The organism is Crystallibacter permensis (assembly GCF_025960875.1).
In the GTDB taxonomy this organism is placed as follows: Bacteria; Actinomycetota; Actinomycetes; order Actinomycetales; family Micrococcaceae; genus Crystallibacter; species Crystallibacter permensis.
Map to the genome: position 1 here is coordinate 1 of NZ_JAODLR010000024.1, position 26,769 is coordinate 26,769.

Annotated in this window: 30 protein-coding genes; 11 read left to right on the plus strand and 19 right to left on the minus strand. The window is 64.9% G+C overall.

Annotation, left to right across the window (positions count from 1 at the left end):
• Positions 1–257 precede the first annotated feature (257 nt).
• Positions 258–833: a hypothetical protein gene (locus tag B0G38_RS19740; RefSeq protein WP_264671025.1), complete on the minus strand. Its 576-nt coding sequence runs from the start codon at positions 831–833 to the stop codon at positions 258–260.
• A 355-nt stretch (positions 834–1,188) separates the two neighbouring features.
• Positions 1,189–1,698, minus strand: a complete 510-nt coding sequence (locus B0G38_RS19745; RefSeq protein WP_264671026.1) for a DUF3830 family protein — start codon at positions 1,696–1,698, stop codon at positions 1,189–1,191.
• 158 nt (positions 1,699–1,856) lie between these two features.
• On the opposite strand from B0G38_RS19745, the gene B0G38_RS19750 reads away from it, so the two are divergent.
• From B0G38_RS19750 to B0G38_RS19760, 3 genes are read left to right on the plus strand one after another with little or no spacing between them, the layout of a single operon-like run.
• Positions 1,857–2,621: a maleate cis-trans isomerase family protein gene (locus tag B0G38_RS19750; RefSeq protein ID WP_264671027.1), complete on the plus strand. Its 765-nt coding sequence runs from the start codon at positions 1,857–1,859 to the stop codon at positions 2,619–2,621.
• Positions 2,622–2,651: 30 nt separating this feature from the next.
• The gene (locus tag B0G38_RS19755; RefSeq protein ID WP_264671028.1) at positions 2,652–3,404 is read left to right on the plus strand and encodes a maleate cis-trans isomerase family protein; all 753 of its coding nucleotides are present in this window, start codon (positions 2,652–2,654) and stop codon (positions 3,402–3,404) included.
• Positions 3,405–3,409: 5 nt separating this feature from the next.
• On the plus strand, positions 3,410–4,846 hold the full coding sequence (locus B0G38_RS19760) for an amidase (RefSeq protein ID WP_264671029.1): 1,437 nt from the start codon (positions 3,410–3,412) through the stop codon (positions 4,844–4,846).
• Between the two features lie 49 nt (positions 4,847–4,895).
• On the opposite strand, the gene B0G38_RS19765 is transcribed toward B0G38_RS19760, so the two are convergent.
• The 4 genes from B0G38_RS19765 to B0G38_RS19780 form a co-directional block, all read right to left on the minus strand.
• Positions 4,896–5,744, minus strand: coding sequence for a GntR family transcriptional regulator (locus tag B0G38_RS19765; RefSeq protein ID WP_264671030.1), 849 nt, complete (start codon positions 5,742–5,744; stop codon positions 4,896–4,898).
• Positions 5,745–5,844: 100 nt separating this feature from the next.
• Positions 5,845–6,531, minus strand: a complete 687-nt coding sequence (locus B0G38_RS19770; RefSeq protein ID WP_264671031.1) for a PspA/IM30 family protein — start codon at positions 6,529–6,531, stop codon at positions 5,845–5,847.
• Positions 6,532–6,578: 47 nt separating this feature from the next.
• Entirely contained in the window at positions 6,579–7,184 is a 606-nt protein-coding gene (locus tag B0G38_RS19775; protein WP_264671032.1) for a hypothetical protein, read from the minus strand.
• 135 nt (positions 7,185–7,319) lie between these two features.
• A complete protein-coding gene (locus B0G38_RS19780) occupies positions 7,320–7,526 on the minus strand; it encodes a cold-shock protein (RefSeq protein ID WP_074700699.1) in 207 nt (68 codons plus the stop codon).
• A gap of 388 nt (positions 7,527–7,914) precedes the next feature.
• Between B0G38_RS19780 and B0G38_RS19785 the strand changes: the two genes are divergently transcribed.
• On the plus strand, positions 7,915–9,012 hold the full coding sequence (locus B0G38_RS19785) for a fatty acid desaturase family protein (RefSeq protein WP_264671033.1): 1,098 nt from the start codon (positions 7,915–7,917) through the stop codon (positions 9,010–9,012).
• Between the two features lie 66 nt (positions 9,013–9,078).
• Here the strand turns inward: B0G38_RS19785 and B0G38_RS19790 are convergent, their stop codons facing one another.
• From B0G38_RS19790 to B0G38_RS19810, 5 genes are all read right to left on the minus strand, one after another.
• A complete protein-coding gene (locus B0G38_RS19790; protein WP_264671034.1) occupies positions 9,079–10,422 on the minus strand; it encodes an MFS transporter in 1,344 nt (447 codons plus the stop codon).
• Positions 10,423–10,571: 149 nt separating this feature from the next.
• Positions 10,572–11,402: an aldo/keto reductase gene (locus tag B0G38_RS19795; protein ID WP_264671035.1), complete on the minus strand. Its 831-nt coding sequence runs from the start codon at positions 11,400–11,402 to the stop codon at positions 10,572–10,574.
• Positions 11,403–11,443: 41 nt separating this feature from the next.
• Complete coding sequence (locus B0G38_RS19800) at positions 11,444–11,872, minus strand: hotdog fold thioesterase (RefSeq protein ID WP_208575043.1); 429 nt, start codon at positions 11,870–11,872, stop codon at positions 11,444–11,446.
• A gap of 80 nt (positions 11,873–11,952) precedes the next feature.
• Positions 11,953–12,246, minus strand: coding sequence for a DUF503 domain-containing protein (locus B0G38_RS19805; protein ID WP_264671036.1), 294 nt, complete (start codon positions 12,244–12,246; stop codon positions 11,953–11,955).
• 78 nt (positions 12,247–12,324) lie between these two features.
• A complete protein-coding gene (locus B0G38_RS19810) occupies positions 12,325–13,065 on the minus strand; it encodes a dienelactone hydrolase family protein (protein WP_264671037.1) in 741 nt (246 codons plus the stop codon).
• A gap of 234 nt (positions 13,066–13,299) precedes the next feature.
• Here B0G38_RS19810 and B0G38_RS19815 point away from each other — a divergent pair, with 234 nt between their 5' ends.
• Genes B0G38_RS19815 through catC form a run of 3 tightly spaced genes read left to right on the plus strand, consistent with a single transcriptional unit; the run spans position 13,300 to position 15,608 of the window.
• Positions 13,300–14,178 (plus strand): LysR substrate-binding domain-containing protein, encoded by an 879-nt coding sequence (locus B0G38_RS19815; protein ID WP_264671038.1) that lies wholly within the window; start codon positions 13,300–13,302, stop codon positions 14,176–14,178.
• A gap of 14 nt (positions 14,179–14,192) precedes the next feature.
• A complete protein-coding gene (locus tag B0G38_RS19820) occupies positions 14,193–15,299 on the plus strand; it encodes an enolase C-terminal domain-like protein (RefSeq protein ID WP_264671039.1) in 1,107 nt (368 codons plus the stop codon).
• A 30-nt stretch (positions 15,300–15,329) separates the two neighbouring features.
• Positions 15,330–15,608 (plus strand): muconolactone Delta-isomerase, encoded by a 279-nt coding sequence (catC, locus tag B0G38_RS19825; RefSeq protein ID WP_169996785.1) that lies wholly within the window; start codon positions 15,330–15,332, stop codon positions 15,606–15,608.
• Between the two features lie 71 nt (positions 15,609–15,679).
• On the opposite strand, the gene B0G38_RS19830 is transcribed toward catC, so the two are convergent.
• Genes B0G38_RS19830 through benA form a run of 5 tightly spaced genes read right to left on the minus strand, consistent with a single transcriptional unit; the run spans position 15,680 to position 22,263 of the window.
• Positions 15,680–18,355: a helix-turn-helix transcriptional regulator gene (locus B0G38_RS19830; protein WP_264671040.1), complete on the minus strand. Its 2,676-nt coding sequence runs from the start codon at positions 18,353–18,355 to the stop codon at positions 15,680–15,682.
• 53 nt (positions 18,356–18,408) lie between these two features.
• The gene (locus B0G38_RS19835) at positions 18,409–19,233 is read right to left on the minus strand and encodes a 1,6-dihydroxycyclohexa-2,4-diene-1-carboxylate dehydrogenase (protein WP_264671041.1); all 825 of its coding nucleotides are present in this window, start codon (positions 19,231–19,233) and stop codon (positions 18,409–18,411) included.
• On the minus strand, positions 19,230–20,264 hold the full coding sequence (gene benC, locus B0G38_RS19840) for a benzoate 1,2-dioxygenase electron transfer component BenC (RefSeq protein ID WP_264671042.1): 1,035 nt from the start codon (positions 20,262–20,264) through the stop codon (positions 19,230–19,232). The genes B0G38_RS19835 and benC overlap by 4 nt, the downstream gene beginning before the upstream one ends.
• A 28-nt stretch (positions 20,265–20,292) precedes the next feature.
• Positions 20,293–20,826, minus strand: coding sequence for a benzoate 1,2-dioxygenase small subunit (gene benB, locus B0G38_RS19845; protein WP_264671043.1), 534 nt, complete (start codon positions 20,824–20,826; stop codon positions 20,293–20,295).
• A 24-nt stretch (positions 20,827–20,850) separates the two neighbouring features.
• Positions 20,851–22,263, minus strand: a complete 1,413-nt coding sequence (gene benA / locus B0G38_RS19850) for a benzoate 1,2-dioxygenase large subunit (RefSeq protein ID WP_264671044.1) — start codon at positions 22,261–22,263, stop codon at positions 20,851–20,853.
• A gap of 320 nt (positions 22,264–22,583) precedes the next feature.
• Here benA and catA point away from each other — a divergent pair, with 320 nt between their 5' ends.
• Complete coding sequence (catA, locus tag B0G38_RS19855; protein ID WP_264671045.1) at positions 22,584–23,432, plus strand: catechol 1,2-dioxygenase; 849 nt, start codon at positions 22,584–22,586, stop codon at positions 23,430–23,432.
• Positions 23,433–23,494: 62 nt separating this feature from the next.
• Here the strand turns inward: catA and B0G38_RS19860 are convergent, their stop codons facing one another.
• Complete coding sequence (locus B0G38_RS19860) at positions 23,495–23,647, minus strand: hypothetical protein (RefSeq protein ID WP_264671046.1); 153 nt, start codon at positions 23,645–23,647, stop codon at positions 23,495–23,497.
• A gap of 92 nt (positions 23,648–23,739) precedes the next feature.
• Between B0G38_RS19860 and B0G38_RS19865 the strand changes: the two genes are divergently transcribed.
• The gene (locus tag B0G38_RS19865) at positions 23,740–24,447 is read left to right on the plus strand and encodes an NUDIX hydrolase (protein WP_264671047.1); all 708 of its coding nucleotides are present in this window, start codon (positions 23,740–23,742) and stop codon (positions 24,445–24,447) included.
• A 21-nt stretch (positions 24,448–24,468) separates the two neighbouring features.
• Here the strand turns inward: B0G38_RS19865 and B0G38_RS19870 are convergent, their stop codons facing one another.
• The gene (locus tag B0G38_RS19870; RefSeq protein ID WP_074700720.1) at positions 24,469–24,807 is read right to left on the minus strand and encodes an antibiotic biosynthesis monooxygenase family protein; all 339 of its coding nucleotides are present in this window, start codon (positions 24,805–24,807) and stop codon (positions 24,469–24,471) included.
• Between the two features lie 79 nt (positions 24,808–24,886).
• Between B0G38_RS19870 and B0G38_RS19875 the strand changes: the two genes are divergently transcribed.
• The gene (locus B0G38_RS19875) at positions 24,887–25,108 is read left to right on the plus strand and encodes a PLD nuclease N-terminal domain-containing protein (protein WP_264671048.1); all 222 of its coding nucleotides are present in this window, start codon (positions 24,887–24,889) and stop codon (positions 25,106–25,108) included.
• Here B0G38_RS19875 and B0G38_RS19880 read toward each other — a convergent pair.
• Positions 25,105–25,710, minus strand: coding sequence for a flavin reductase family protein (locus tag B0G38_RS19880; RefSeq protein ID WP_264671049.1), 606 nt, complete (start codon positions 25,708–25,710; stop codon positions 25,105–25,107). The genes B0G38_RS19875 and B0G38_RS19880 overlap by 4 nt on opposite strands.
• A gap of 14 nt (positions 25,711–25,724) precedes the next feature.
• On the opposite strand from B0G38_RS19880, the gene B0G38_RS19885 reads away from it, so the two are divergent.
• A complete protein-coding gene (locus B0G38_RS19885) occupies positions 25,725–26,654 on the plus strand; it encodes a LysR family transcriptional regulator (RefSeq protein WP_264671050.1) in 930 nt (309 codons plus the stop codon).
• Positions 26,655–26,769: the final 115 nt, after the last annotated feature.

A 26,769-nucleotide genomic window follows, 5' to 3' on the forward strand; every position in this document is an offset into this window, starting at 1 on the left:
ATCCATACCCACGATTCTTCCAGCCACCGATCCCGGAACCCGGTAATTCACCCGGCGTTTTAAACCACCGGCCGGCTAATGACCCACGCTCCTAGTGGCCAGAGACCCCAGAAGGTCGGAGGCCCCGGACCCCGGCAGCTCGCCCCAGCTGCCGGGGTCCGGTTATGTCAGTGGTTAGCGGAGTGCAAGCAGGAGGACCGGGACGGTGGCCCGGTCCTCCTGGCACAGCCTGACGCCGTGCTTCTTGTTGATCCTAATTAATGCTTGCCGTCGCGATCACGGTTACAAATGCGGACCGAGTCATCGCTACGAACCCAGCCTTCCTCATGGCTCTTGGTGTAGGCCACGTAGCGGCCGCAACGCAGATCGCGGAAATCGACGGTGAAGTCTTCCTCGTCGTCGTCCAGCCATACACGCTCCCTCTCAACGACATGTCCGTTGCGGACAAGGTAGACGGTTACCCGCTGGTCGCCTTCGTATTCTTCGCCGCTGACTTCGACGGCTCGTCTACCATCTCTCTCAATTTCCAGTTCAGCGTTGTCGTTGTCGCCGTGATGCCGGCGGTTGTCTTTCCGGTCGTCGTCGTGCCGCTTATCGTCGTCGTCGTGACCACGGCCGTCGCGGTTGTAGCCGCGCCGGTGCTCGCCGTCGCCGTCGCCGCGCCCGTCTCCGTCGTCCCAGCGATCACCGTTGCCGTTACGAGGACTGTCCGTCAAAGTAGCGGATCCGGAGTCTGCGCTGGCTGGTGCTGCAATTCCCAGTCCTGCAAGGAGTCCAAGCAACGTACCTGTGACCAAGGTAAACAGGCGCCACGTTATTGATGACTTTTTCATGATGACTTTTTACTTCCTGGATTTTGCCGGGCACAGCGAACCCCTCGGGCGTTCGCCTCGTTTCCCTAAAAACGGCACAGGCCCCCCGGCCGCGCATCCTCGCGTGCCGTTTCATGTTGTGCGAAGGCAGATCGCGGCATCACCCGGACCGGCTCGTTATCGTACACAGTTCCAGTCTGCTTCAACTGGTGAAGCCCTCCCCAAGGAGCTTGCCCCTCCACCGTGCTTCTGCGGTGTGTCTGTAACAGTAGGCCTGAGATAACGTGCCAACAACCCCTAAATTGGGTATTTACTTCAGCTGCTGGAGCGCCAGCATTAGCCGGACACTCCCGCAGATTGGGTACCTGTTCAAGTTTTAGCTGGCAGGCTCGTGGCGCGAGAACGCCAGCGTCTCTCCGCGCGCTCCGTCCATCCAGATGCTCTGGCAGGCGGCTGCCATTTCTTCGAGTCCTTCGACCACGGTCCCGAAGACGTTTCCCGGCACCCACCCCTGGTCCCCGTTGATCAGCAGGTTGTTGCGGCCGTAGAACAACGCCAGGTCGATGATTGCTTCCGGCGCCTGAACCCGGTCATCGTCCTTGTAGCCGTACGCAGGGGTATGGAGGATGTCCGCGTTGAAGGTGAAGTAGCACAGGTCTCCGGGGATCGGGGTGATTGTGGTGTTTTCCGGTCCGGGTTCCTGCCGCGCGAACGCCGGCAGGAGGTTGTAGATCTCATTGCGCGCGTACTTGCCGTGGAAGACCTGGCCGGACTGCGGCAGGGCGTCCCAAACCGCCGCAGCCGTCCGCGGAGCTTCCTCGTCAAGCAGTTTGGCAATGCAGGAGACCTGCCGCTGCTCCAGCGAAACCCTGATAAACCGCTCCACGTGATCCTCCTAGTTCGCTTTCCTGGCCGCCATAACAGCCAGATAACGGCGGCAGAAAAAATACACAAAAGATTTCCTCGAATTCTTAATGCGAGCGTAACCGATCATGCCCTACGATTGTCAACAATCAACCATTGCGAGGAGGGTCGGAAGGCGAAATGACTTCAATTGCCAGCTACGCAAGTGTCATTCCGGCGGGCCCGCTGGTGCTGAGCAAAATCGGCGTTGTCGCCCCGTATGACATGGCCTTGGACCACGAGATGGGGCGATGGGCCGAGAACCTCGCCGACCTGTATTTCGCGCGGTCGCCCTTCGAACCTGTGCAGGTAGGGATCGAGCAGGCCGAGCTCGTGAGCCGCCCCGACATCGTTGCGGAAACTGCCTGGCGGATCAGCGCAGTTTCACCGGACTGTTACATCTACGCCTGCACCTCCGGCAGCTTTATCCATGGCGTCCAGGGTGAACGCGAACTCGTTTCCGCCGTGCAGGGCTACGGCGTGCCCAACGTCCTCACGGTCTCTGGCGCCATTCTCAAGGCCCTGGCGGCACTGGACCTGCACAGCATCGCCGTCGCAACGCCCTACACGGCACCCGTCACCGAACGTTTCGTGACGTTTTTGAATGAGGGCGGGGTAGATGTCCGGCACGTCTCGATGCTGGGGCTGTCCGGCGAGATCTGGAAAGTGCCCTACTCCTATACCGCCGAACTGATTGTTTCCGCGGACCGGCCGGATGCCGAGGCGATCGTGGTGGCCTGTACCAATCTGCCCACCTACCACCTGATCGAACCGCTGGAGCGACTGCTCGGCAAGCCCATCATCACGGCCAACCAAGCGGTCATGTGGGCCGCCCTCCACCATCTTGGCCTCGCGCCCGTGGGACCCGGACAGCGGCTCCTGGCCGTCCACCCGACGGCACGGTAGAACTCGAATGAAAGAAAGCAGGTGCAGAACATGAACCGAGTGCCCACCATAGGACTGCTCTACCCCGGAGTCGGAGCCGAGGATGACTTCCCCCGGCTGGAACAACGCCTCGCCGGCCAGCTTCGGTTGCCGGTGGTCACGACGGCCGGCGGCGACGTGCTCCATACGGTGGACACCCTCCTGAGCGTGGGCAGTTCGGCAAATCTGCTCGAGGGCGCACGCCGGGTCGCCGCCTACCAGCCCGATGCGGTGATGTGGGCGTGCACCTCGGGCTCCTTTGTGTATGGCTGGACAGGGGCGCAGGAGCAGGCCCGCCGGATCGGCGATGACCTGGGGCTGCCGGCATCCTCGACCTCGCTGGCCTTTGCTCACGCGGTCAAGCACCTCGGGCTGTCCAGCGTGGCCATTGCCGCCAGCTACCCCGAAGACCTGGCCCGGCATTTCCGGCGCTTCCTCGCAGACGCAAGCATCGACGTCGTTCATCTGGGCAGCAGCGGGATAGCGACGGCGGGGGAGGTGGGCCTGATGGGCCTGAACGACATTGCCCGCATGGCCGCGGCCGCCGACCGCCCCGAAGCGGAGGCGGTCCTGATCCCGGACACCGCCATGCACTCGCTGGCCTGGCTCGACGAACTCGAGGACGCCGTCGGCAAGCCCGTGCTCACGGCCAACCAGGTCACCGTCTGGGAGGGGCTGCGCATCGCCGGCCTGCTGCGGAACTTCAGCGGCCTGGGCAGCCTGTTCCGCTCCACCGAAGCCATCCGAATTCCGGCAGGAAGCTGATCACCATGGCCACCGAAACAACGACGACGGCGCTCGCCGACTTCTCCGCGGCGGAACTCCTTCAGGGGTACAAGGCCAAGGAAATTTCGCCGGTCGAGGCCACCGAGGCGAGCCTGGCGCGCATCGAAGCGCACAACGCCGAATTCAACGCGTTCTGCCTGGTGGCGGAGGACGAGGCGCTGGCCGCGGCGCGGGGCTCGGAGGAGCGCTGGGCCGCGGGCACGCCGGCCGGACCGCTGGATGGCGTGCCGACCTCGATCAAGGATCTGCTGCTGACCAAGAGCTGGCCGACGCTGCGCGGTTCCAGGCTGATCAGCCCGGAACAGGAGTGGAATGAGGACGCCCCGGTGGTCGCCGCGATGCGCGCGGCCGGGGCGGTGTTCGTCGGCAAGACGACCACGCCGGAGTTCGGCTGGAAAGGCGTGACGGACAACCCGCTGACGGGGAACACCGGCAATCCGTGGGATGCGTCCAAGACCTGCGGGGGCTCGTCCGGGGGGTCGGCAACTGCGGTTGCGCTGGGGATGGGCGCGCTGTCGGTGGGGACCGACGGTGGCGGTTCGGTGCGCATTCCGGCGTCGTTCTCCGGGATTGTGGGCATGAAGCCGACCTACGGCACCATTCCGCTGTACCCGCCGACCCCGTACGGCACGCTGGCACACGCCGGGCCGATGACGAGGACGGTTCAGGACAGCGCCCTGCTGCTGGATGTGCTCGCAGGCTCCGACCCGCGGGACTGGTCCGCACTGGCGCCGCCCCGGCAGTCCTTCACCGAAGGGCTGCACGACGGCATCAAGGGGCTGCGGATCGCCTTCAGCCCGGATCTGGGTTTCGCTACCGTAGATCCGGAAGTGGCCCAGTCGGTGGCACGGGCGGTGGACCTGCTGGCCACGCTGGGCGCGGAGGTCGAGACCGCGGATCCGGGCATTCAGGATCCGATCAACGAGTACCACGTGCTGTGGTTTGCCGGGGCCGGCAAAGTCATCCGCGCTTACGATGAAGCGCGCTGGGGCGAGCTGGATCCGGGGCTGCTGGAGGTCTGCCGGCAGGGCCACGCGGTGACCGTTGACCAGTACCTGGATGCCAACGCCGTCCGGGCGAAGCTGGGCCAGCGGCTGGGCGCTTTCCACGAGCAGTATGACCTGCTGGTCACGCCGACCATGCCGATTCCAGCGTTCGACGTCGGCAGCGAAGTTCCGCCGGGATCCGGCCTGAAGCGCTGGGCCCAGTGGTCCCCGTTCACCTACCCGTTCAACATGACCCAGCAGCCGGCTATCAGCGTTCCGTGCGGTCTGACCGCCTCAAGGCTACCGGTGGGGCTGCAGATTGTCGGTCCGCGGCACGCCGACGCGCTGGTGCTCCGGGCTGCCGCGGCGTATGAGCAGGCGCGCGGGGAATTCGGGCGGCCGCCGGTGCTGGCTGCAGGGGAGCAGCGGGAGTAGCCGAATCTGAGGGCGGTTCAGGCTGCGGAGCGCTCAGGCTGCGGAGTGTTCAGGCGCTGGCCGGCGCCGGGACTGCTGCGGCGTCGGGCTTGGAAACGGCGTCCGGCGTAGCCGCCGCTCCGGCTGGTGTCTTCCCATCGCGGCTTGGTGTCTGTCCGTTAGTCGAAGGCGCCTCGGCTTCGGCGTCCGGGGCTGTCACGTCTGCTTCCTGCAGCCGGAGCATTTCCTCCATGGACTCGGTGAGGTCCGCCGTCGCCGTTTCCATGTGGTTCACGATGGCGGCATGCAGGCCCTCGGCATCCTTGGCAACGAGCAGGTCGATCATCTGCTGGTGCTCCTCGACCAGCATGTCGATCCGGCGGTAGGAGATCTTGACGTGGACCATGCAGATGCGGGATTCAGCCGCCAAGGTGACGAACATTCGTGAGAGACGCGAATTACCCGAGGCCGCCACGAGTGCTTCGTGGAACTTCAAATCCAGTTCGGCGACCTTGCTCCAGTCCCGCGCGGCTACGGCGTCCGGTAGTTTCCGGACCAAGGCGGCCAGCTTCCGTGCGGCCTGCCTGACGGCCTTGTCGCCGGCTCCGATGATTTCGGACGCGGCCGCCGTTTCAACAGCACGCCGGGCAACGTAGATCTCATGGACATCTTTCGGCGTGAGCTCCAGGACAAAGACTCCGCGGTTCCGGTGGCCCACAAGCAGGCCCTCCTGGCTCAGCCGCTGGAGTGCCTCGCGCACAGGCCCGCGGGACACCTTGAGCTTCGCAGCGATGGCCGCCTCGGTAACCTGTTCGCCCAGCTCAAAGGAGCCATTGATAATGCGGTTCCGCAGCCGGTTGGCGATCAGCACAGCGGTGGGACGCTCTTCCAGCGCCGCCAGATCGTCAAGCCCAGGCATGCCGGGAGCCCTCCGTCGATTGTTGACTATTCGCTACTGTCATCACGATCATTCTAGGTCGTCAGGCTTGGCGAATGTGGATTGTCAACAATCAATAACGCTACTGGCCCGGATTCCGGCGCTCCTTGAGCTGCCTGAGCTCCTCTTCAGCGCCCATTCTGGTCTCCAGTTCCTCGAATGCCTGCAGGACCTGCGGCGAATTCGGGTCCGACCATGACAGTTCTTCGTAAGCCGCGGCCTGGGCCTGCATCCGGCGGGCCTCCTGTTCCGCTTCCCGCGCGGAGGCGTTCGCGGCAGCGGCCTGCTGGCCGGACGCGGTCAGGGTTTCGCGCATCCCCAGGGCGGCCTGCGCCGCGTTATGGTCTGCCTTGAGGGACTGGTAGCGCAATCTGGAGTCCTCGATCCCGTGCTCCAGCCGCACTAAAGTCTGTTCGAGCCCGCGCACTTGAGCGTCCAGTTGCTGACGCTGTGCCGTCAGGGTCTCCAGCCGTTTGCCCACGGTGATGCTCCGCTGCAGGGCCTGCCGCGCGCCGTCGTCGTTCCCTGCCTGTACTGCCTCTTCGGCGGAGCGGTTGAGCGAAGCCACCTCCGTGGCGGCCTGCTCGGCCAGCAGCTCGACGCGCCGGCGGTTCGCAGCGACGTCCGCAACGCTGCGGCGGGCCTGGTCCAGCAGGTCCAGCTGATGCTGGTGGGCGCCATCGAGGGAGCTGATGGGGTTTTCGGGCTCCTGGCTGGCAGCCGACCGTTTGGCCTTGATGATGCGGGAAAGGCGTCGTCCGATCGACATGGCAGGATCCTTAGCAGTGAGGGGAGCGGGACAGGGTCAGGCCGTGGTCACGGGAGCTGCCGCGAGCCGTAGGCCGTGTTCCACGTCCGCAGGGCATCCACTTCCATCGCCAGATGCGTACTGACGCGCTCGATCTGCGAAGTGCTGACGGTGTGCCCGTTCTGCAGCAGTGACTGGCGCAGCTCCGCGGACAATCCCGAAAGCCGTTCGACCTGCTCGGCGAGCCCCGGCACCAGGGTCTTGCGCAGCTGCGGATTCGGTTCACGCTGGGCCAAGTGCAACTGCTCGTCCAAGGCACGTTCCGCGCGGGCAAGGTTGGCAGCTACCGCCGGCAGATCGCCCAGCGGCCGGCCCTGGCCATCGGCAGCAGCCAGCGAGCGGATGGTTGCTTCGGAGGAGCGCTCCAGCTGCATTCTCAGCCGCGCCAGTTTGCGACCGGCATCGTCCGCGGTGACGGACCGGACGGCCATGCTGCCCTTCCGCACCCCGCGCTGCACTACGCCGGAACGCCGGATCCGGCGCACCACCAGCCAGCACGTGACGGCGAAAGCCAGCCCCATGGCAACTACCACGGCGCCGCCAATCAGCAGGATCTGCGGCACTACCTCGGTCACAAATTCGGTGGCACTGGGGTCAACGGTGGTTGGGAGCATAACAACCATTCTGCCTCCCCGGGTCTGCTTCTTGCTAGTGGAGTGCCCCGGGCAACGAAAAACGGAGCCGGTCTCTTCGTGAGAAGAAACCGGCTCCGTTTGGAAATCAGTGTGCGGCGTTAGCCGCAGCCACCTTTAGAGGGCGCGGATGTTCGCTGCCTGCAGGCCCTTGGGGCCCTGGGTGGTCTCGAACTCGACCTTCTGCTCTTCGCGCAGTTCGCGGTAGCCACCATTGGCTTCGATAGCCGAGTAGTGAGCGAAAACGTCGGCAGAGCCGTCGTCCGGAGCGATGAAGCCGAAGCCCTTTTCGGAATTAAACCATTTCACAGTTCCTGTTGCCATTTTTGTACTCCTCTAGAGCCTTGAATGAGATCCCGCTTTTCGGGACCCCTCGCAGCGGTGTTCTTTACGGCCGTTCAGAGAAGCACAAGTCACTCCGGCGGAGAAACTTGTTGCTAAAAATCAAATGCGCAACACAACAACTACAGGTATAACTGTACAGGATGTTTTGGGTAGTCAATTACCACTGCTTTGAGCAGTCGTTCGAGTGCAGCTCTTCCGGTACGGCGAGAGCTTCCAAGAGCCCCCAAGCGTCCGCGGGTAGTGGCGTGCAGTTACGCGCGCATTCAGCCCGCGTTCAGTTTCGCCGGTTACAATGAAACGTATCTGCAGGGCACACGCCCATTTATCACACGGCTGGGAAGTCGGACTCAATCCCCCTGAAGGCCGTATGAGCATAACAACGTCACCAGGTAATACCCGCACAACCCGCGGAACATCTGCCTCGAGCAGCTATTCGAATCTGATCAAGACGATCCGCGAAGCCGGCCTCCTGCGCCGCCGCACTTCTTTTTACATCACTCTTTTCGTCGCCCTCTGCCTGGGGCTGGCGGGCGCCGCCACTGGTTTCGTACTGCTGGGCGACAGCTGGTTCCAGCTGATCATTGCCGGCGTGCTGGGCATCTTGTTCACGCAGCTTGCTTTCATCGCGCATGAGGCCTCGCACCGGCAGGTGTTCGAATCCGGCCCCGCGAATGACCGTGCCGGCCGCGTCCTGGCCAACGCGTTTGTGGGCATCAGCTACCAGTGGTGGATGAACAAGCACAACCGCCACCACGCCAACCCCAACACGTTGGGCAAGGATCCGGACATTGAGCAGGACACTATTTCGTTCCTGCCGGAACAGGTCGCAGAACGCAAGGGCTTCATGGCCTGGATGACCCGCCGCCAAGGGTACCTGTTCTTCCCGCTGCTCACGCTGGAGGGTCTGAACCTCCACGCCACGTCCATCAAGTACCTGTTCTCGCGCCAGACGGTCAAGGGCCGCAAGCGCGAACTGAGCATGGTCTTTGCCCGGCTGGCCCTGTACATCGCGGCCATCTTCTACTTCCTGCCGCTTGGCATGGCCTTCGCCTTCATCGGTGTCCAGTTGGCCGTCTTCGGCGTCTACATGGGTGCGTCCTTCGCGCCGAACCACAAGGGCATGCCGCTGATCCCGAAGGACTCCAAGGTGGACTTCCTCAGCCGCCAGGTCCTGACAAGCCGTAACATCATCGGCCGCACCCCGTTGGGCAACCGTTTTGTGAACGGACTTATGGGCGGGCTGAATTACCAGGTGGAGCACCACCTCTTCCCGAGCATGCCGCGGCCCAACCTGGCGCACGCCAGCGAGATCGTCCGCGAATACTGCGCCACGCACAAGATCCCCTACACGGAGACCACGCTGCCCAAGTCGTACGGCATCGTCGTCAACTACCTGAACAAGGTGGGCCTCTCGGCGCGGGATCCGTTCGACTGCCCGATGGTCAACACGTACCGCCCGCGGTAACCTCCAAACCACTCAAACGACGACGGCGGTGCCTGGCTGGCGCCGCCGCTTCGGCTTAAACGCGGCTCATGACGACGGCGGCTGCGCGCCCTTGGCAGCTGCTTCGGCCGGCGTGTCCAGCGGATGGGCGATTTCATCCTGCGGCATCCGGGCAATGAGGATGGCGGCGATGGCGAGCACGGGTGACGCCACGGCAACCACCACGTAGATCAGCCAGATCGGAACTACTTCAGCGACCGGGCCGGCGAGAGCCATCGACACCGGCATCAGCGCCAGCGAGACAAAGAAGTCCAGGCTGGAGACGCGGCCGAGCAGATGTGGCGGGACCCGGCGCTGCAGGAGCGTTCCCCAGATCACCTGCGCCACGGCCCAGGTGAAACCGCAGGTGGCAAGCGCTGCGGCCATGAGCCAGAAGCTGTTGGTCAGGCCGAGAATGCCCATCGGCACGGTCCCGAAACCCCACAGCAGCATCATCAGGGTCAGGTAGCGCCTGGGCAGCCGGAAGCTGGAAACGGTCAGGGCGCCGGCCGCGCCGCCGATGCCGAACATCGCCAGCATGAATCCGAACGTTGCCGCCCCGCCGCCGAGCTGTTGCCGGATGGCGAAGGGCAGCAGCACCTCCAGCGGGCCCATCAGCAGCAGCAACAAAACAACGGCGTACAGCAGCGTCCACAGCAGCCACGGCGTGCGGACGGTGTAGGCAACTCCCTCGCGCAGGTCCGCCCACACAGAGGGTCGGGCGGGCGCGGAAGGTTCGCCGCCGTTATCCGAGCGCAGACGCAGCAGGATGCTGAACGCGATGGTGTGGGCGGCGGCGATGAGGGCCGCTGTTAGCCCTGGGCTGGTTGCTGCGATCACCATGCCCGCGACCGCCGGGCCGGCTGCCTGCTGCAGCACCGGCCGGATGGTGCCCTCCATGCCGTTGGCCGCGAGGAGCTCCTCGGATGGCAGGATGCGCGGCAGGATGGCGGAGTACGCCGGGAAGAAGAAAGCCGACGCGATGCCCAGCATCGTAGCGGCGGCCGCCACCTGCCACAGCTGCAGTCGCCCGGTCAGGGCCAGGAGCGTGACGGAGGCCAAGGCCAGCAGGTTGAGCGCCTCCACGCTGATCAGGATCAGCCTGCGGGGGAGCCGATCTGCGGCAATGCCGCCCAGCAGGACAAAAGACACCAACCCGAGGCCGGCCAGCGCGGCCACGAGCGACAGCTCAGCCGGGCCGCCGCCGAGGGCGATGACCTGGTAGACCATGGTCACGGCCCACATGCCGCTGCCGAAGATGGAGATGGACAGAGCCGTAATCAGGATCCTGAAGTCGCGCCGGCCCAGCGGCCTCAAGGCCCGGAGCCTTCCGGTCCCGGGCCGCCGCGCAACAGTACTCGCGGGCTGTTTCTGTGCGGAAGGCTTCTTCATGGCAGCTGTCGGTTCCTGCGCGGCCGATGACTTTGCCGTTCGGCAACGATCGGCCGCGCAGTTTTACTGTCCGCTTGCAACGCCGCCGCGTCAAGGGGGAAGCGTCGCCCTTGAGATCCTTTCCATTTGTTGGCCGGAGCTCCGAAACCCTACATTTGGGTGAAGGCCGCGGTGGCCGGATCCGCCCCGATCCTGTTGCCGGCTTCCAGCGCCGTGATGGCGCTGACCTCGTCCGGGGCAAGCGTCAGCTGGGCCGAAGCGAGGTTCTCTGCCATGCGCTCCGGGCTCACGGTCTTGGGGATGACGATATTGCCCTGTGCCAGATGCCAGGCCAGGACAATCTGCGCCGGCGTCGCGTTGTGCTTGGCTGCCAAGCCGGTGACCGTAGCGTGGTTGAGGTCCGCGCCTTGTCCCAGCGGGCTGTAGGCCTCGATGGCGATGCCGTGCTTGCGGCTCAGCTCCACAGTCTCCGCCTGCTGCAGTGTCGGGTGGATTTCGATCTGGTTGACGGCCGGGACAAGGTCCGCTGCCGCGAGCAGAGTCTCCAGATGCTCCGGGAGGAAGTTCGAGACGCCGACGGCGCGGGCGCCGCCGTCGGCCTGGATCTTCTCCAGTTCCTTCCAGACCTGGACATAGAGGTTCTGTGCCGGGACCGGCCAGTGGACCAGATACAGATCCACGTAGTCCAGGCCGAGCTCGCGCAGGCTGTTATCGAACGCCTTGCGCGCCATGGACTGCTCGCCGTTTCGCAGCTTAGTGGTGATGAACAGGTCCTCGCGGATAATGCCGCTGGCCTTGAGTGCGGCGCCGACACCGGACTCGTTGCGGTAGGCCGCAGCCGTGTCGATATGGCGGTAGCCCGCTTCAAGGGCTGCTTCGACGGCGCGCTGGGTTTCGGCCGGCGGCACCTGGAAGACGCCGAAGCCAAGCTGCGGAATGGAGACGGAGTTGTTCAGTTCGATCGCGGGCACAGCGGCCATGGTGGTTTCCTTCGCGGTAGATGGACAGGCTTTGTCGCGGGCTACTTCTTGGGTACGTGGACGCCGAAGACCCGCAGTTCGGCCAAATGCTGCGCGTCCTGGTCCTCGATGGTGATGTCCACGATGTTGTTGCGGCCGTAGCGGGTGCGCTCGACGCCGGTGGCGATCAGTTTGGAACCGGCCGCTCCCGGTGCGATGTAGGTGATTTCCGCCTGACGGGAAACGGAGGGGTGTCCAAGGGATTCACAGACAAACGCGAAAACAGTGTCGCCCAGGGTAAACAGATAGCCGCCATGCAGGATGCCGTGGCCGTTGAGCATGCTGTCCTGCACCGCCATGGACATGACCACGCGGCCGGCTTCGGCTTCCACCACTTCGATGCCCAGGTGCTGCGAGGACTTATCGAAGGAGTAGAGGTGGCGGATCCGGTCTTCGACTGTCTCGTAATCTTTGGCTGCGGGCGTGGTCACAGTTTCCTCCATGACAGTGGCGTGGGTCTCGAAGTCAACCGTATCGGAGAGACAGCTCGATGGAGGACGCCTGCAAGAAGTCAGTCGTCGCTGGAGAGGATCTGCCGATGTGCGCTGAGCAGGTCTACGCCAGGACGGTAGGCCACGTAATTCTCCGCTGCGTCGAGCACTTCGACGATGTGGGCCCGGTCTGCGCCGACGAGTCCGACGCCGAGCACGGCGCGCCGGTGCAGGTTGTGATGGTCGACTTCGGCGATGGAAACGTCGAAGCGTTTGCGCACCTCGGCGATGACCGGCCGGACCACAGAGCGTTTCTCCTTGAGGGAATGGACGTCTCCCAGGAGCAGGTCCAATTCAATCCAGCCGATCCACATATATCCATGGTGCCTTGGCCCGGATCATTTGTCGCCGGTACCTGCGGGGGCTGCATAGGGAGCGGTCCCGCGGCGGACTCAGTTCAGGTGCCGGTCGAGGAACGCCAGGGAGCGGTTCCAGGCGTCCATTGCGGCGGCTTCGTTATACGCCTTCGGGTTGCGGTCGTTGAAGAAGGCGTGGCCGGCGTTGGGGTAGACGACCGAACGGAAACTGAGTCCGGCTTCCTGCAGGCCGGCCTCGACCTGCGGCAGTTTTTCGATCAGCCGCGTATCGCGCTCGCCGTAGAAGGCAAGCACCGGGCAGCCGATATTGCGAAACTCGTCTACCGTGAAGTCCGCGTGGCCGTAGAACGGTACTGCGGCCTTCAACTCCGGTTCGTGGACCGCCAGCGACCACGCGTAGGTGCCGCCGAAGCTGAAACCGGTCACGGCGATGCGTCCGGCTACGGCGTCGTTGCCCTTCAAGTAGTCGAAGCAGCGCTTCGCGTTGGCGATGATGCCCGCGGCTGTCTTTTTCGATCGCAGCGGAGCCAGGAAGGGGCGTATCCGGGGTTGCGTGGCGCTGCGCTTTTCCGGATGCGCCATCGCCTCGCCCAGTTGGGCCGCCACGTCGACGTCCAAGCCCGTACTCGAGAGCAGATCGGGGGCGATGACAAAGTAGCCTTCGGCGGCGAAGCGGTCGGCTACGTCTTTAACGTGGTCGTTCAGGCCCCACACTTCGTGGATGACGATGAGTCCGCCCTTGACGTCCGGCCCCGGACTGCTCTGGTACACCGGAAGTGCGTTTTCGCCGGTGCCGATCTCGACCATTTCTCCCATGCGGCCACTCTTGCACGGCTTCGCGCGGGGGAGAAGGGGAAGCTGTGGTTCATGCATGTTCGGGCCGCGGAGCGAGCGTTGGCTGTGGGCTGGGGCGGGGGTGGCCAAGCCTGGCAGGGTTTAGGATCTTATGAATATCAATAAGGGTCTAATATTTATTTCTCATTAGTAATGAACGCGTCCTAATCTGGATGAAGTGGTATTCATCAGGACGCGAAGAAACGGAGGCGCGTAATGGAAACCCGGCACCTGCGTTATTTTATTGCCGTGGCCGAGGAACGGCATTTCGGCCGCGCGGCCGATCGTCTGCGCATGGCCCAGCCGCCGCTCTCCCAGCAAATCAAGCAGCTCGAAGAGCAGTTGGGCACAATCCTTTTCACCCGCACCACGCGCAAAGTGGAGCTCACGCCGGCCGGTGAAATGCTCTTGGAGCGCGGGCGGCGGATTCTGGAAGACCTGGAAACATTGGAATCCGATGTCACGCAGGTCGGGACCGGCGTGCAGGGCATCCTGCGGATCGGCTTTGCCGGATCTGCGACCTACCGCCTCATGCCGCAGATCGTCCGTGAAGCCAAGGACAAGCTGCCCGGGGTCCAGCTCAAGGTCCGCGGCGAAATGCTGACTCCGCAGATGGTGGACGGCTTGGAAGACCACAGCCTTGATGTGGCGATCCTACGGCCACCGGTCCGCTCCGCCGGACTGGAACTGAAGTTCCTCGAACACGACGAGCTGGTGGTGGCGCTGCCGGATGATTCTCCGCTGGTGGCCTTCGAAACGTTGTCACTCGAACAGCTCGCGGGCGAGCAATTCATCAGCTACCCTGCAAATTCCGCCGTCAACGAGGCCTTCATCGATGCCTGCCGCAAAGCCGGCTTCTACCCGAACGTGGTGCAGGAAGCGCGCGAAACTTCCACCCTGCTTTCCTTCGTCGCGGCCGGCACCGGAGTGGCGCTGATCCCCACCACCACCCGCACCCTCTCCATCCGCGGCACCGTATTCCGCGAGCTCAAGGACGCACCCGTCGTCGACCTGGCAATGGCCTGGCGCGGCGCGGATACCCGGCCGCTGGTAGCCCGCTTCACCGAACTTCTGCAATCCGTCACCCAGCCCTAAAGGAACGTTGACCCGTGAAAATCGAGCGCATCGAGGCAATTCCCTATTCCATCCCGTATGCCAAGCCGCTGAAGTTTGCCAGCGGCCAGGTCACCGAGGCAGACCACGTGCTGATCCGGGTCCACACCGATGAAGGCATCATCGGCACCGCTGACACCCCGCCGCGGCCCTACACCTACGGCGAGACGCAGGACTCCATCGTTTCGGTGGTCACGAAAATCTTCGCCCCCGCCGTCGTCGGTCTTGATCCGATGGACCGGCAGAAGATCCACGCCATCCTCTCCCGGACCATCCACAACCAGACCGCAAAGGGCGGGCTGGACATCGCACTCTGGGACATCATCGGCCAGGCGGCCAACGCCCCGGTCAGTTCCCTGCTGGGCGGCTACACCGATGCCATGGACGTCTCCCACATGCTCGGCTTCCAGCCCGCGCAGAAGCTGCTCGACGAAGCCCTGCGCTTCCGCAGCGACTACGGCATCAACACCTTCAAGCTCAAGGTCGGACGGCGTCCGCTCGCGCTGGACATCGAGGCCTGCCATGTCCTGCGCGAGGGGCTGGGCCAGGACACCGAGCTGTACCTGGACGCCAACCGGGGCTGGACCGCCAACGAGGCGATGGAAGTGCTGCGCCAGACGGACGGCCTGGGACTCTCGCTGCTCGAGGAACCGTGCGACGCCAAGGAGGCCATGAGCCGGCGCCGGCTGGTGGACAAGTCCCCGATCCCCGTGGTGGGGGATGAAAGCGTACCGACGGCGGGGGATGTGTCCCGCGAGCTGCTCTCCGGCGGCTGCAACGCGATCAGCATCAAGACCGCCCGCAGCGGTTTCACCGAGGCCCAGCAGATCCTGGGCCTGTGCACGGGACTCGGCGTCGACGTCGTCATGGGCAACCAGATCGATACGCAGATCGGCACCGTTGCCACCGTGACCTTCGGCGCCGCCCACGAAGCCACCTCGCGCCGCGCCGGCGAGCTGTCCAACTTCCTGGACATGAGCGATGACCTGCTGGCCGAGCCGCTCGTGATCAAGGACGGCAAGATCAGCGTCCGCCAGGTTCCCGGTGTCGGGGCCGCCATTGATGAAGCCAAGCTGGCGCATTACCGCCAGGACAACAAGTAACCAAGCCGTTCCCCAAACCGAAGGAATCACATGCTGTATCTGGTCCGCATGGACGTCAATATTCCCGTCGACATGCCTGCCGAGGAAGCCGCTTCGATCAAGGCCACCGAGAAGGCCTACTCGCAGAAACTCCAGGAGGACGGCCGCTGGGCCAGCATCTGGCGCGTTGTTGGCGAGTACGCCAACTACTCAGTGTTCGACGTCGAAAGCAATGACGAGCTGCACGAACTGCTCTCCGGGCTGCCGCTGTTCCCGTACATGGACATTGACGTGATCCCGCTGGCGAAGCACCCGTCCTCGATCAAGTAGCACGGCCGCTGCTACCGGCAGGCCGACGCCCCTGGCTCCCACAGAAGTCAGGGGCGTTGCCTTTGCCGGAGCTAGGGGCGTTGGCCTTCCGTCCGGTACCGCGCGGCAAGCTCGGTGCGGGAACGGATCTGAAGCTTCGCGTAGATCCGGGTCAGGTGGTACTCCACCGTCTTGACCGAAACGATCAGCTCCTGTGCCGCCTCCCGGTTGCTCCGGCCCTGCGCCACCAGCAGGGCGACGGCGTGTTCCTGCGCAGTCAAGGAACTGCCATCCGGGTCATCGCGGCGCTGGACATCCACGCCGCTGGCGGCCAGTTCACGGTCGCAGCGGGCCACATAGGCCTGCGCGCCGAGCAGGGCGAAGGCCTGGCGGGCAGCCGCGAGCTGCTCCGCCGATTCGCGCCGTTTGCCCGCGCGCCGCAGGCTTTGGCCGTAGGAGTACTGCACCCGGGCGCGGTGGTAGGGAGCGGACAACGGAGCCAGCTGTCCCAAGGCGCCTTCAAAAGAGCGGCGCATGGCGTCGAGGTCCCCGCGGGCGGCATGGATCCGGCCGCGTACCGCCCTCAGCTGGGACAGCGAGGTGCGGTGCCGGCGCTCCGCGGCCAGGCTCTCGTACGGCGCGAGGAACGCCGAGGCTTCGTCCAGCCGGTCGAGCAGGACCAGGGCGTTGGCGTACGTATCCTGCCAGATCCAGAAGAACGGCTCGGACCTGCGGGCGGTGTGCGTCTGCGCCAGCGGCGCGAGCACCCGGACAACTCCCTGGTAATCCGTGCCGGCCTCCAACAGCTGGGCCTGCGCCAGCAACGCCGGGCTCAGCATGCTTTCGTAGTTTTCCGCAGAGGCGGATCCGAGGCGGAGATGCTCCCTGGCCTGCTCCGGGTTGCCGCGCAGGGCATGGATCTGGGCGGCGGTCCAATGGAGCAGCGGCCGCAGCAGATCCAGCTGTGCCCGCTCGAGTTTTGCCGTGGCCGCGCCGACGGTGGCGAGGGCGGCGTCCCAGTCGCCCAGCGTGAAGTGGGTGCGCGCCAGCCAGGCGCTGGCCCACAGCGAAATGCGCAGCGACCCGGAACGATACTCCGTGGGGACGGCGGCCTCCAGCTGCATGCGCGCGGTTTCCGGATCGTCGAGGGCGAGGCGGGCCCAGCCGCTGCCCAGCAGGACCCGTTGGCTGTGGGCGCCGGGTGGGGCATCGGCCAGCACGTGCTCATAGTGCCGGTGGGCGGCGTCGGGTTGGCCCGAGGCCGCCAGCCCCAGACCGATGATCGCCTCCGTTTCGATGGCGGTCGGGCTGCCCGGGGCAGCCAGATCTACAGCACGGGTGGCCCATTCGATAATGTCGGCGCCGCGCCAACGTGCCAAGGCATGAATGACCTGGCGCTGGGCGATCTGGGCGCCGATCGCCCGGTCCTCGGGCGGCCGGCGCTTCCAGGCATTGTCCAGATGGAACTGCGCCTCGGCCTCCCTGCCGCGGCAGGTGGCGAGGTAGCCCAGCACGCCGTCGCGCTCGGCCGTGGCGGGCACGCTCTCGAGCGCCGGAAGCAGGCGGATGGCCTGGGCCAGCCGCCCGGCACCGACCAGTGCGTCGGCCGCCCGCACCAGCCGGCCCTGCCGGTTGCGCGCCTGGGTGCTGAGCCTGCTGGCCTCCAGCAGCGCGTCGGCGGCGGCCGCCCACGCTCCGGTGGAGGCCTGGCTGGCCGCAAATTCATCCAGCCTGTCCGCCAGTTCGTCGTCGGCGGCCGGGGCGGACCGCGCCAGGTGCCACAGATGCAGGGCCTGGTCCGGCAGCGCCTCGGCCGCCTGGCGGTGCAGCTCGGCACGCCGCAGTCCGGACAGCTTGTCGTAGACGGCGGCCCGGAAGAGCGGCAGCCGGAAGTCGAGCAGGTGCGCATTGTCGGAGAACTCGGTCCGCAGCAGGCCCGTCGCGACGGCGGCGTCCATGACGGCCAGGGGATCGGAAATCCGGGCGATGGCCGCGATATCGAAGAGGTCTCCGGACTGGCCGATGATCGCCGTTGCCTCGATCAGTGCCCGGACGGCGGCGGGAACTTCTTCGAGCTGGCGGGCTACCTGGGCAGCGACGGATGTCGAGGCGGGCAGCCGGCTGAGACCGTCCGCGGCGGCACGTGCGGGCAGTTCCGGCAACAGCTCGCGGACATAGCCGGGCAGGCCGCCGGTGTGGCGGCGGATCTGCTGCGCGGCCGGCCCGGAGAGTTCGCGCCCGGTGAGGTGCTCGTGCAGCTCGCGGATTTCGCTCGGGGAGAGCGGCTCAAGCAGCAGCCGGGTGATCCGGTGGCCGGACAGGTGGCGCGCGGTGGCGCGGTCGATCGCGGCGGTGCTGTCGAGGGTGAGCAGGACCAGCAGCGGGCCCGAAGCCGGGTTTTCCGCCAGCTGGAGCAGTTCATGAATGGAATCGGCGTCCACCCACTGGATATCTTCAAGAACGACGGCGGCCGGCCCGTCTTCCCGGAGCCGGTCGAGCAGGTCCACCGGATCGCTGCCCTGTGCAAGGCGCGCCAGGCCGGACCGGGGCTCGGACTCGACCCATTGAAGTCCGCCGGAGCGCAGGACCCGCAGTTCCGGATGGCCGGCCAGGAATTTTTCCAGCACGGCGCTCTTGCCGATGCCTCCGGGACCGGACAGGACCGCGGTCCGGGACCGGCCCTGCTTAACGTCCTGCAGGAGCTCCCCGAGAACGGAGAGCTCCTGCAGACGCCCGACAAAGAGGCTGTCGTTATTGCGGTAAACCATTGCCTACGAGCTTAGCCCGCCCGAGCATAGCCCGACGGCGGCGAGGGTACCGATCAGCCCAGGTCCCCGCCGGCCACGGGCAGGATGGTGCCCGTAATATAGGAGGCTTCGTCCGAGGCCAGGAAGACGATGGCCGCGGCCTGCTCGTCCAAGGTCCCGTAACGCTTGAGCAGCGAAGAGTCCACCGTCTGGTCGACGATCTGCTGGTACCAGGCCTTTTCCTGTTCCTGCTCCGGTTCGGGGCCGCGCTTGACCTTGCGGGCCGGGGCCTCGGTTCCGCCCGGCGCCGTGGCGACCACGCGGACGCCGTGCTGTGCGGCTTCCAGTGCCAGCGACTGGGTCAGGGCATTGACGCCGCCCTTCGCCGCCGCGTACGGCGCCCGGTTCACACCGCGCGTGGCCACGGAGGAGACGTTGACGATCACACCGGTGCCCTGTTCAATCAGCTGTGGCAGAGCCGCGCGGCAGGTCCACAAGGTGGGGAACAGCGAGCGTTGGATTTCCTTCTGGATCTCCTCCGCGGTGTAGTGCTCGTACGGCTTGGCCCAGATGGTGCCGCCGACGTTGTTGATCAGCACATCGATCCGGCCGAAGGCTGCTACGGCTTCGGCCACCGCCGATTCCGCGCCGTCGAACTGCTCCAGATCGGCCGTCACGCTGCTGGCCTTGGCGCCGTTGGCGCGGAGCTCGGCGGCAACGTCATGGACCAGTTCGGCGCGGTCTACCAGCACGACGGCGGCGCCTTCCGCACTGATGCGGCGGGCCACGGCCAGTCCGATGCCTTGCGCGGCGCCGGTAACGACGGCGATCTTGCTGTCGAACCGGCCCGGGAACACCTTCGGCACACCCGCCGGTGTTGCCTCCGGGGCACCGGTCATGCCGAGGCTCCGACCAGGTCCGCTGCGGGTGCCAGAGCGAACTTCTCCGAGTAGAAGTTCACCGGAGTGATGCCCTCGGACTTCAGGTAGCCGCGCACTGCCTCGACCATGGGAGGCGGGCCGCAGAGGTAGACATCGACGTCGCCTTCATTGACGTGCGTCGGCTCGATCAGCGCGGTCACGTAGCCCTTGTTCGGGGCCTCGCTGTCCGGATCCGCCACGCAGTAGTCCCAGGTGAAGCCCTCGATCGTCTCGGCGTAGTGCTGCAGCTTGTCCAGCTCCACCAGATCCGCGTCGGTGGTCACGCCGAGAATGAGATGTACAGGCTGGCCGGGCGCCGTCGTCGTCATGGTTTCGAGCATGGCCAGCAGCGGAGCCAGGCCGGTGCCGCCGCCGAGCAGCAGGGCCGGGCGCTTGGGTTCGCGGAGGAAGAAGCTGCCCATGGGGCCGGTGAACTCCAGGGTGTCTCCGACCTTGGCCTCGTCGCTCAGGTAGGTGGACATGGCGCCGCCGTCGGTGATCTTGACGAGGAAGGAGATCTCTTCCACGTCCGGCCCGTTGCTGAATGAGTAGGAACGCTCGACGCCGCGGCCGGGCACCTGGATGTTGACGTACTGGCCGGGCAGGTAGGCCAGCGCGGCGCGGTCGCCGACGGACATGCTGAAGCCGATGGTGGTGGGCGAGTAGCGCTTGATGTCCGTCACCGTGCCCGTGTGCGTGCTGGCGCCGGTCTTGGCCATGTCCGAGGTGGTGGGGATCTGCAGCACCAGGTCGCTCTTCGGCGTCATCTGGCACGGCAGCGCGTAGCCGGCGTCCGCCTCGTCGTCGGTGAGCGCCTCGTCAATGTAGTCGCCGCCGTCGTACGTACCGGACTCGCAGAGGGACTTGCAGGTACCGCAGGCGCCGTCGCGGCAGTCCAGCGGAATGTTGATGCGGGCCTTGTACGAGGCGTCCGCGACGGTCTCGTTCGGACCGCAGTTGATGAAGCGGGTGACGCCGTCTTCGAAGCTCAGTGCAACCTTGTAGGTCATGGGGGTGTTCCTTTCCGGATGCTTCAGATCAGATGTGGTAGATGTCCACGACGTGGTGGATGTAGTCGTTCTTCAGGACGACCTTCTTTTTGGTGATGACCGGCTGCGATCCGCTGCAGTCGAGCGTGTAGAAGGACGTGCCGAAGTAGGTGTCCACGTTGTTGTAGCGGTAGTACAGGGTGAACCAGTTGAAGCGGATGTCGATGACATCGCCCCGCTGTTCGATGATTTCGACGTTGGTGATGTTGTGGCCGGTGCGCGGTTCGGGCAGGCTGGTGGCGCTGGAGCGGTCAGTGCGGATCCGGAAGACCCGGTCCTCCAGGCCACCGCGGTTGGAGTAGTAGATCAGTGAGATCTCGCGCTGCGGGTCCTCGGTGAGCTCGTCGTCGTCGGCCCAGGCAGGCATCCAGAACTCGGCGTCGGGGTGGTAGCAGTCGAGCCACTTCTCGAACTCGCGGTCATCCAGGAAGCGGGCTTCCCGGTACAGGAACTGGCGGATCCGTTCGAGTTCGACCGCCTGTTCCTCGGCGGCCAGGGTGGTTGTGCTTGTTTCGGTGCTCATGGTGGTGTTCCTTCCGCTCTCGCTCTAGTGTCCGCAGCCAGTGGTGCCGGCCTGCGCGGCGGCGGGGTTTGCGGCGCGCTCCGCGACCTCGCGTTCCTCGGCCTCGACAGCCTTGCGCATGGTCTCGGTCCAGTAGCCGTGCTGGACGGGGTAGAGGCCTTCGTCCTCGGTCTTGGCGCCGCTGGAGAGCGGGTTCAGGCCGATCTTTTTCGCCTGCTCGTCCGGGCCGTTGAGCTGGTGCGTCACGCCGCGGCTCATATCGTTCCAAGGAGCGGTTTCGGCCAGATAGGTCTTCTGGCAGGAGCGGAACTCCTCCAGGTCATCCGGGGTGGCCATGCCGGAGGCGTTGAAGAAGTCCTCGTACTGGCGGATCCGGTTCGCGCGCGCTGCATCGGACTCGCCCTTGGGCGCGATGCAGTAGATGGTCACCTCGGTCTGGTCCACCGAGATCGGCCGGAAGTGGCGGATCTGCGAGGAGAACTGGTCCATGATGTAGACATTCGGGTAGAGGCACAGGTTGCGCGAGGCGCCGACCATGAACTCGGCTTTATCCGCGCCGTGCTCGTCGGCCAGTTCCTGCCGCCGCTCGTACAGCGGGCGGTCTTCGGGGTTGCCCCACCACATCCACAGCAGCAGGTGGCCGTGCTCGAAGGAGTAGTAGCCGCCGCCCTGCTTGCCCCAGGTACCCGCGTCCATGGCCTTGGTCTCGTTGGCCGATTCGCCGGTCCCGCGCCGTGAGGTGGTGGCGGCGTAGTTCCAGTGCGTGGCGGAGACGTGGTAGCCGTCGGCACCGTTCTCGGCCTGGACCTTCCAGTTCCCGTCATAGGTGTAGGTCGAGGCTCCGCGCAGCACTTCCAGTCCCTCCGGTGACTGGTCGATCAGCATGTCCATGATCTTGGTGGAATCGCCCAGGTGCTCTTCGAGCGGCTTGACGTCTTCCTTGAGCGAGCCGAAGAGGAAGCCGCGGTAGGACTCGAAGCGGGCGACCTTGGTCAGGTCGTGGGAGCCGTCCTTGTTGAACTGCTCGGGGTAGCCGGCGTCGCGGGAGTCCTTGACCTTGAGCAGTTTGCCCTTGTTGTTGAACGTCCAGCCGTGGAACGGGCAGGTGAAGTTGTTGCGGTTATCGGTCTTGCGCCGGCACAGCATCGCGCCGCGGTGGCTGCAGGCGTTGACCAGGCAGTTCAGCTCGCCGTCCTTGGAGCGGGAGATGACCACCGGGGTCCGGCCGATGTAGGTGGTGAAGTAATCGCCCACGTTCGGAATCTGGCTCTCGTGTGCCAGATAGACCCAGTTGCCCTCGAAGATGTGCTTCATCTCGAGTTCGAAGATCTCTTCATCGGTGAAGATTTTGCGTTTGGTCCGGTGGATCCCGTTCTCGTGATCCTCGACGACGGCATCGTCCAGCGTAGCGCTGACATCGCTCAGTGCCTGGGTCATCTTCGTCTCCTTCATCTATGTCCGCGGCCACGCAACCTTGTGGTCGCTGTCACACGGGGTCTTGACATTTAGCGACTACTCTTCCAGCCGGAGGCGCACCTCACACTAGGGGCGCCCCTAGGGTTGGCCTAGGGTGCGATTGAAACGCACAACGTATCAATACTGCTGCTTTTCGTATTTGTCCGTCCTAAACAATGTGGTTAGGGTTACAACAACACGTTTTTCTGTATCGCTGCTCACCAAACAGCAGTGCGGGGCGCGGCTTGGGGAACAGGGCCGCAACCGGCAGCGGTACCACCAAAGGAAAAGAAGGAAACGACATGACACAGGAAATTCAGGCCACCGCCGCCGCCTCGGGTGCCAATGCCACCGAGCGCTTCCGTGAGAACAAGAAGTTCGCCGCAGACACCAGCAAGGAACGCGTAAACCTGCTGGCGTCCCGCGTGATCAAGGCCGTCAATGACACGATCCTTGAAGAGAAGGTCACCTACGACGAGTACAACGCCCTGAAGGCATGGCTGATCCAGGTTGGCGAGGACGGCGAATGGCCGCTGTTCCTCGACGTGTGGGTCGAGCACTCGGTCGAAGAGGTCGCCAGCGAAGACCGCGAGGGCAGCAAGGGCACCATCGAAGGCCCGTATTACGTTCCGGATGCCCCGTCCCAGCAGACCCCGGCCACCCTACCGATGCGGGACGACGAGCCCGGCACGCCGCTGCTGTTCCAGGGCCGCATCACGAACGTCGACGGCGAACCGCTGGCCGGCGGCATCGTGGAGATTTGGCACGCGGATGACAAGGGCTTCTACTCCCAGTTTGCGCCGGGCCTGCCCGAATGGAACCTGCGCGGCACTGTCGTTGCCGATGCCGACGGTTTCTACCAGATCAACACCATGCAGCCCGCCCCGTACCAGATCCCGACGGACGGTGCCTGCGGCAAGCTGATCGCCGCCGCGGGCTGGCACGCCTGGCGTCCCGCGCACATCCACGTCAAGGTGCACGCTGCCGACCACCAGCTCATCACCGCCCAGCTGTACTTCGTGGGCGACGAGCACCTCTCGGATGACATCGCCTCGGCCGTGAAGCCCGAACTGGTCCTGGACCCGCAGGACAAGGCGGACGGCACCGGCCGCGAAGTCACCTACAACTTCGTGCTGGACCCGGCCAAGTAAACCAGCGCCGGGTCGTTGCGGCACCGTGAGCGGAGAACGATCCGTTCACGGTGCCGCTGCATTTAAGCCTGCGGAGTGGTTGTGTCCGGCTCGACAGCGGATCCGGATCCGCCGCCGGCACCATTGGCGATCAGCGTACCGACGTCGCGGCCCTGCGCCAGCCGGTCCTGCCATTCGGCGTCGTTCTTCGCCGCATCCCAGGAATGCACCATCATGGATCGAGCGTGGCCTGCTGATCTTGCGCTGTCTGCGATACGGTCAAAGCTGGCAGCGGCAGCGATGGCCGCAGTGGAGGAAGGGGCTGGCAATGACTTTAGTGGGGTCTGCGGCGACAGTGGTGCTGCTGCGCGATTCCTTGGCCGGCCCGGAAGTGCTGCTGCTTGAGCGGCCGCGGCATACCGGCTCCTTCGCCGGTGCCTGGGTCTTTCCGGGCGGACGGGTCGATCCCGAGGACTATGCCTCCGCGGATGCCAATAACGACGGCGGTGCGGACGGGAACGGGGACGAAGCGTATGAGCTGGCCGCCGCCCGCCGTGCCGGGGTGCGGGAAACCCTGGAAGAGACGGGCGTAGTGGTTCCGCCGGAGAGCCTGGTCCGCGTATCCTGCTGGATCCCGCCGACAGGGGCGACGAAGCGGCTCAAAACCTGGTTCTTCCTCGCGCCCGCCCCCGAGCAGGAGATAAAGCTGAACGAGGGCGAGCTGATGGACTACGCCTGGCTGACGCCCGCGGAAGCCCTGCGCCGCCATCAGGAAGCAGTCATGCAGCTGGTTACGCCAACCTGGGTGACGTTGCACTTGCTGCTGCAGGACTCGACCGTGGCCGGAGCACTGGAGAGGGCGGCTTCGGCTGAACCGGAGACGTTCCAGAGCCGCCGCCTCGCCGCCAGCGGAGGCAGCCAGGTGATTGTCTGGGCCGGCGATGCCGAATACGAGCCAGGTAGTCTAGCGGCGCAGGCCACAGGCAAGCACCGGCTGACGATGAACGGCCTGAACTGGAACTACGAGCGGAGCTAGCCTGGCCCGCTCACGCAAAAATCAGGCGTTGGCGGTGTTGCCCGCGCTGCCGCCAGATACCTTGTAGCTCCACAGCTCCGCGGACATGCCCACGGGCTTCTGAGCCGGCGCACCCTCGCCGCCTTCCTGCGAGTGGCCGTGGCCGAAAGCCTTCGAGCTCTTCCACGCCTCGAAGGACTCCTCGTCCCGCCAGCGGGTAATGACCAGCCAGGTGTTGCGCTCGTCCGTGGGCTGCAGCAGTTCGAAACCCTCGAAGCCGTCTTGGTTGTCCACGGCGCCGGCGCGGGCCGCGAAGCGCTTGGCCAGCTCGTCTCCGGAGTCGGCGGGTACGGTAATGGCGTTGATTTTCACGATGCTCATGGGCCTATTATGCTCGGCACCCCTGACCATAGACTGGGTCCAGCCCTAATATGACGGCCCTTAATGACAGGAGCGGACAATGACACGGAAGAAAACCTGGAAGGAACTCAACAGCGGCCAGAAGGCCAAAGGCGCGCTGATGATCGGCATCCAGTTGGGACTGCAGGCCGTGGCGCTAAAGGATCTGAAGAGCCGCTCCGCCGCGGAGGTGAACGGGCCGAAGGCAGCCTGGGTGGCCGGCACATTCGTCAATTTCCTGGGCCCCATCGCCTACTTCCTTTTCGGCCGCAGGAAAGCTTAGCTATTCGGCCAGTCGCGGTAGGGGATCCGGTCGATCGTGATGATTTGTCCCAACCGGCTCCACTCGTTGAGTCCCAGCCGGGCCAGTGGCTTCAACTTGCGTGCCTCCGGATGCTTGCCGTCCAGCATCTCCTGATTGACGACGGCGTGGCTCACCTCCCCGAGGACCAGCCACGAATTGCCCACCGGGATGATCCGGTGCAGCTTGCATTCCAGCGCTGCCGGCGATTCTGCAACCCTCGCCGGGCGCACGGTGCGGCTCGGCTCCATCGCCAGCCCCACGGCGTCGAACTCACTGATGTCCGCCGGAAAATTGGTGCCCGTGCCGTTGATCTCCGCGAACAGGTCTTCGGAGGCGAAGTTGACCACGAATTCGCCCGTTGCCTCCACGTTGTTCAGCGAGTCCTTGCGCGCGGTCGGGGTGAACTGGACGATCGGCGGATCGGTGGAGGCGACCGTGAAGAAGGAATGCGGGGCGAGATTGGGAATGCCTCCGGCGCTGAGCGTTGAAACCCACGCGATGGGGCGCGGGATGACCACCGAGGTCAGGAACTTGTAGAAGTCCCGGGCATCCAGGTCATCGGGGGAGAAATCCACTCGCATGGTTTCATAACATCATGGCTACGCACATCCACGTAGTGATCGGTACCGCACTGGAGGCTGTGACGATGGACCTGAACCTGCTGCGGACGTTCCTCTCCGTCTACGAAACGGGCAGCCTGACCCTGACCGCGCGGGCGCTGTTCGTCACGCAGCCCTCGGTCAGCCACACCTTGGCCCGGTTGCGGCAGGAATTCGGCGACGAGCTTTTTGTCCGCGGCGGCCGGCGGATGGAACCCACACCGTTAGCGCGCGAGCTCTACCCGGTGTTCCAGGAGTCGGTCAGCCGGATTGACCTCGCTGTCAACAGCGTCAGGACCTTCGACCCTGCGACGTCGGCGCACCGGTTCCGGCTCTGCCTTTCGGATCTGGGGGAGCTCGGTTTCCTGCCGCAGATCCTGCGCCGGATTTCCGTTGAGGCGCCGCAGGTGGAAATCGAAGTGGTGCCGATCGAAATCGAGTACCTTGCCGAGTGGCTGGCTAAGGGGTCGGTGGACGCGGCCATAGCGTCCTGGCCCATCAGCGGCAGCTTCGAGAGCGTGCTGTTGAAAAGGGAAAAGTATGTCTGCCTGCTGCGCAAAGACTTCCCGCTCGCCGGTGAACAGCTCAGCATGGCGGAGTTCCTCGCCGCCGGACATGCCATCGTGGCACGCAGCACGGGACACCAGCTCGCCGAGCAGGCCATGGACGCTCTAGGCATCGTCCGGCGTTCCACCGTCATGGTCCACCATTTTGCGGTGCTTCCCGCCATTGTCTCGGAGTGCAACCTCGCCGCTATTGTCCCCGAGTCCATGGCAACCGGATGGCTGCAGCAGTGGCCGTTGAAGATCGAGGACCTGCCCTTCGACGTGCCGCCCCTCGAAGTGACGCTGCACCGACGCGCGGCGGACCGGGAATCGCCGGCCTTGGCCTGGTTCCATCAGGCGCTGCTTGAAGCCCTCGCGTGACACTCGCGAACTATTAGCTGTATCTATTTCAACTAGTCATATTATTCAGTGGCGTCATGAATCACAGCTTCCTAGACTGAAGCCGTCTGTGGACCTTCAGCTTCAACACAAGGGA

Bases quoted from the DNA above. Each gene is read 5' to 3' on its own strand.
- B0G38_RS19780 (WP_074700699.1), bottom strand. From the start codon at position 7,526: ATGGCAACAGGAACTGTGAAATGGTTTAATTCCGAAAAGGGCTTCGGC.
- B0G38_RS19765 (WP_264671030.1), bottom strand. From the start codon at position 5,744: ATGCCTGGGCTTGACGATCTGGCGGCGCTGGAAGAGCGTCCCACCGCT.
- benB (WP_264671043.1), bottom strand. From the start codon at position 20,826: ATGAGCACCGAAACAAGCACAACCACCCTGGCCGCCGAGGAACAGGCG.
- B0G38_RS19785 (WP_264671033.1), top strand. From the start codon at position 7,915: ATGAGCATAACAACGTCACCAGGTAATACCCGCACAACCCGCGGAACA.
- B0G38_RS19870 (WP_074700720.1), bottom strand. From the start codon at position 24,807: ATGAGCATCGTGAAAATCAACGCCATTACCGTACCCGCCGACTCCGGA.
- B0G38_RS19790 (WP_264671034.1), bottom strand. From the start codon at position 10,422: ATGAAGAAGCCTTCCGCACAGAAACAGCCCGCGAGTACTGTTGCGCGG.
- benC (WP_264671042.1), bottom strand. From the start codon at position 20,264: ATGACCTACAAGGTTGCACTGAGCTTCGAAGACGGCGTCACCCGCTTC.
- B0G38_RS19775 (WP_264671032.1), bottom strand. From the start codon at position 7,184: ATGCTCCCAACCACCGTTGACCCCAGTGCCACCGAATTTGTGACCGAG.
- benA (WP_264671044.1), bottom strand. From the start codon at position 22,263: ATGACCCAGGCACTGAGCGATGTCAGCGCTACGCTGGACGATGCCGTC.
- B0G38_RS19860 (WP_264671046.1), bottom strand. From the start codon at position 23,647: ATGATGGTGCATTCCTGGGATGCGGCGAAGAACGACGCCGAATGGCAG.
- catA (WP_264671045.1), top strand. From the start codon at position 22,584: ATGACACAGGAAATTCAGGCCACCGCCGCCGCCTCGGGTGCCAATGCC.
- B0G38_RS19770 (WP_264671031.1), bottom strand. From the start codon at position 6,531: ATGTCGATCGGACGACGCCTTTCCCGCATCATCAAGGCCAAACGGTCG.
- catC (WP_169996785.1), top strand. From the start codon at position 15,330: ATGCTGTATCTGGTCCGCATGGACGTCAATATTCCCGTCGACATGCCT.
- B0G38_RS19875 (WP_264671048.1), top strand. From the start codon at position 24,887: ATGACACGGAAGAAAACCTGGAAGGAACTCAACAGCGGCCAGAAGGCC.
- B0G38_RS19885 (WP_264671050.1), top strand. From the start codon at position 25,725: ATGGCTACGCACATCCACGTAGTGATCGGTACCGCACTGGAGGCTGTG.
- B0G38_RS19740 (WP_264671025.1), bottom strand. From the start codon at position 833: ATGAAAAAGTCATCAATAACGTGGCGCCTGTTTACCTTGGTCACAGGT.
- B0G38_RS19815 (WP_264671038.1), top strand. From the start codon at position 13,300: ATGGAAACCCGGCACCTGCGTTATTTTATTGCCGTGGCCGAGGAACGG.
- B0G38_RS19760 (WP_264671029.1), top strand. From the start codon at position 3,410: ATGGCCACCGAAACAACGACGACGGCGCTCGCCGACTTCTCCGCGGCG.
- B0G38_RS19865 (WP_264671047.1), top strand. From the start codon at position 23,740: ATGACTTTAGTGGGGTCTGCGGCGACAGTGGTGCTGCTGCGCGATTCC.
- B0G38_RS19835 (WP_264671041.1), bottom strand. From the start codon at position 19,233: ATGACCGGTGCCCCGGAGGCAACACCGGCGGGTGTGCCGAAGGTGTTC.
- B0G38_RS19830 (WP_264671040.1), bottom strand. From the start codon at position 18,355: ATGGTTTACCGCAATAACGACAGCCTCTTTGTCGGGCGTCTGCAGGAG.
- B0G38_RS19880 (WP_264671049.1), bottom strand. From the start codon at position 25,710: ATGCGAGTGGATTTCTCCCCCGATGACCTGGATGCCCGGGACTTCTAC.
- B0G38_RS19805 (WP_264671036.1), bottom strand. From the start codon at position 12,246: ATGTGGATCGGCTGGATTGAATTGGACCTGCTCCTGGGAGACGTCCAT.
- B0G38_RS19750 (WP_264671027.1), top strand. From the start codon at position 1,857: ATGACTTCAATTGCCAGCTACGCAAGTGTCATTCCGGCGGGCCCGCTG.
- B0G38_RS19810 (WP_264671037.1), bottom strand. From the start codon at position 13,065: ATGGGAGAAATGGTCGAGATCGGCACCGGCGAAAACGCACTTCCGGTG.
- B0G38_RS19755 (WP_264671028.1), top strand. From the start codon at position 2,652: ATGAACCGAGTGCCCACCATAGGACTGCTCTACCCCGGAGTCGGAGCC.
- B0G38_RS19795 (WP_264671035.1), bottom strand. From the start codon at position 11,402: ATGGCCGCTGTGCCCGCGATCGAACTGAACAACTCCGTCTCCATTCCG.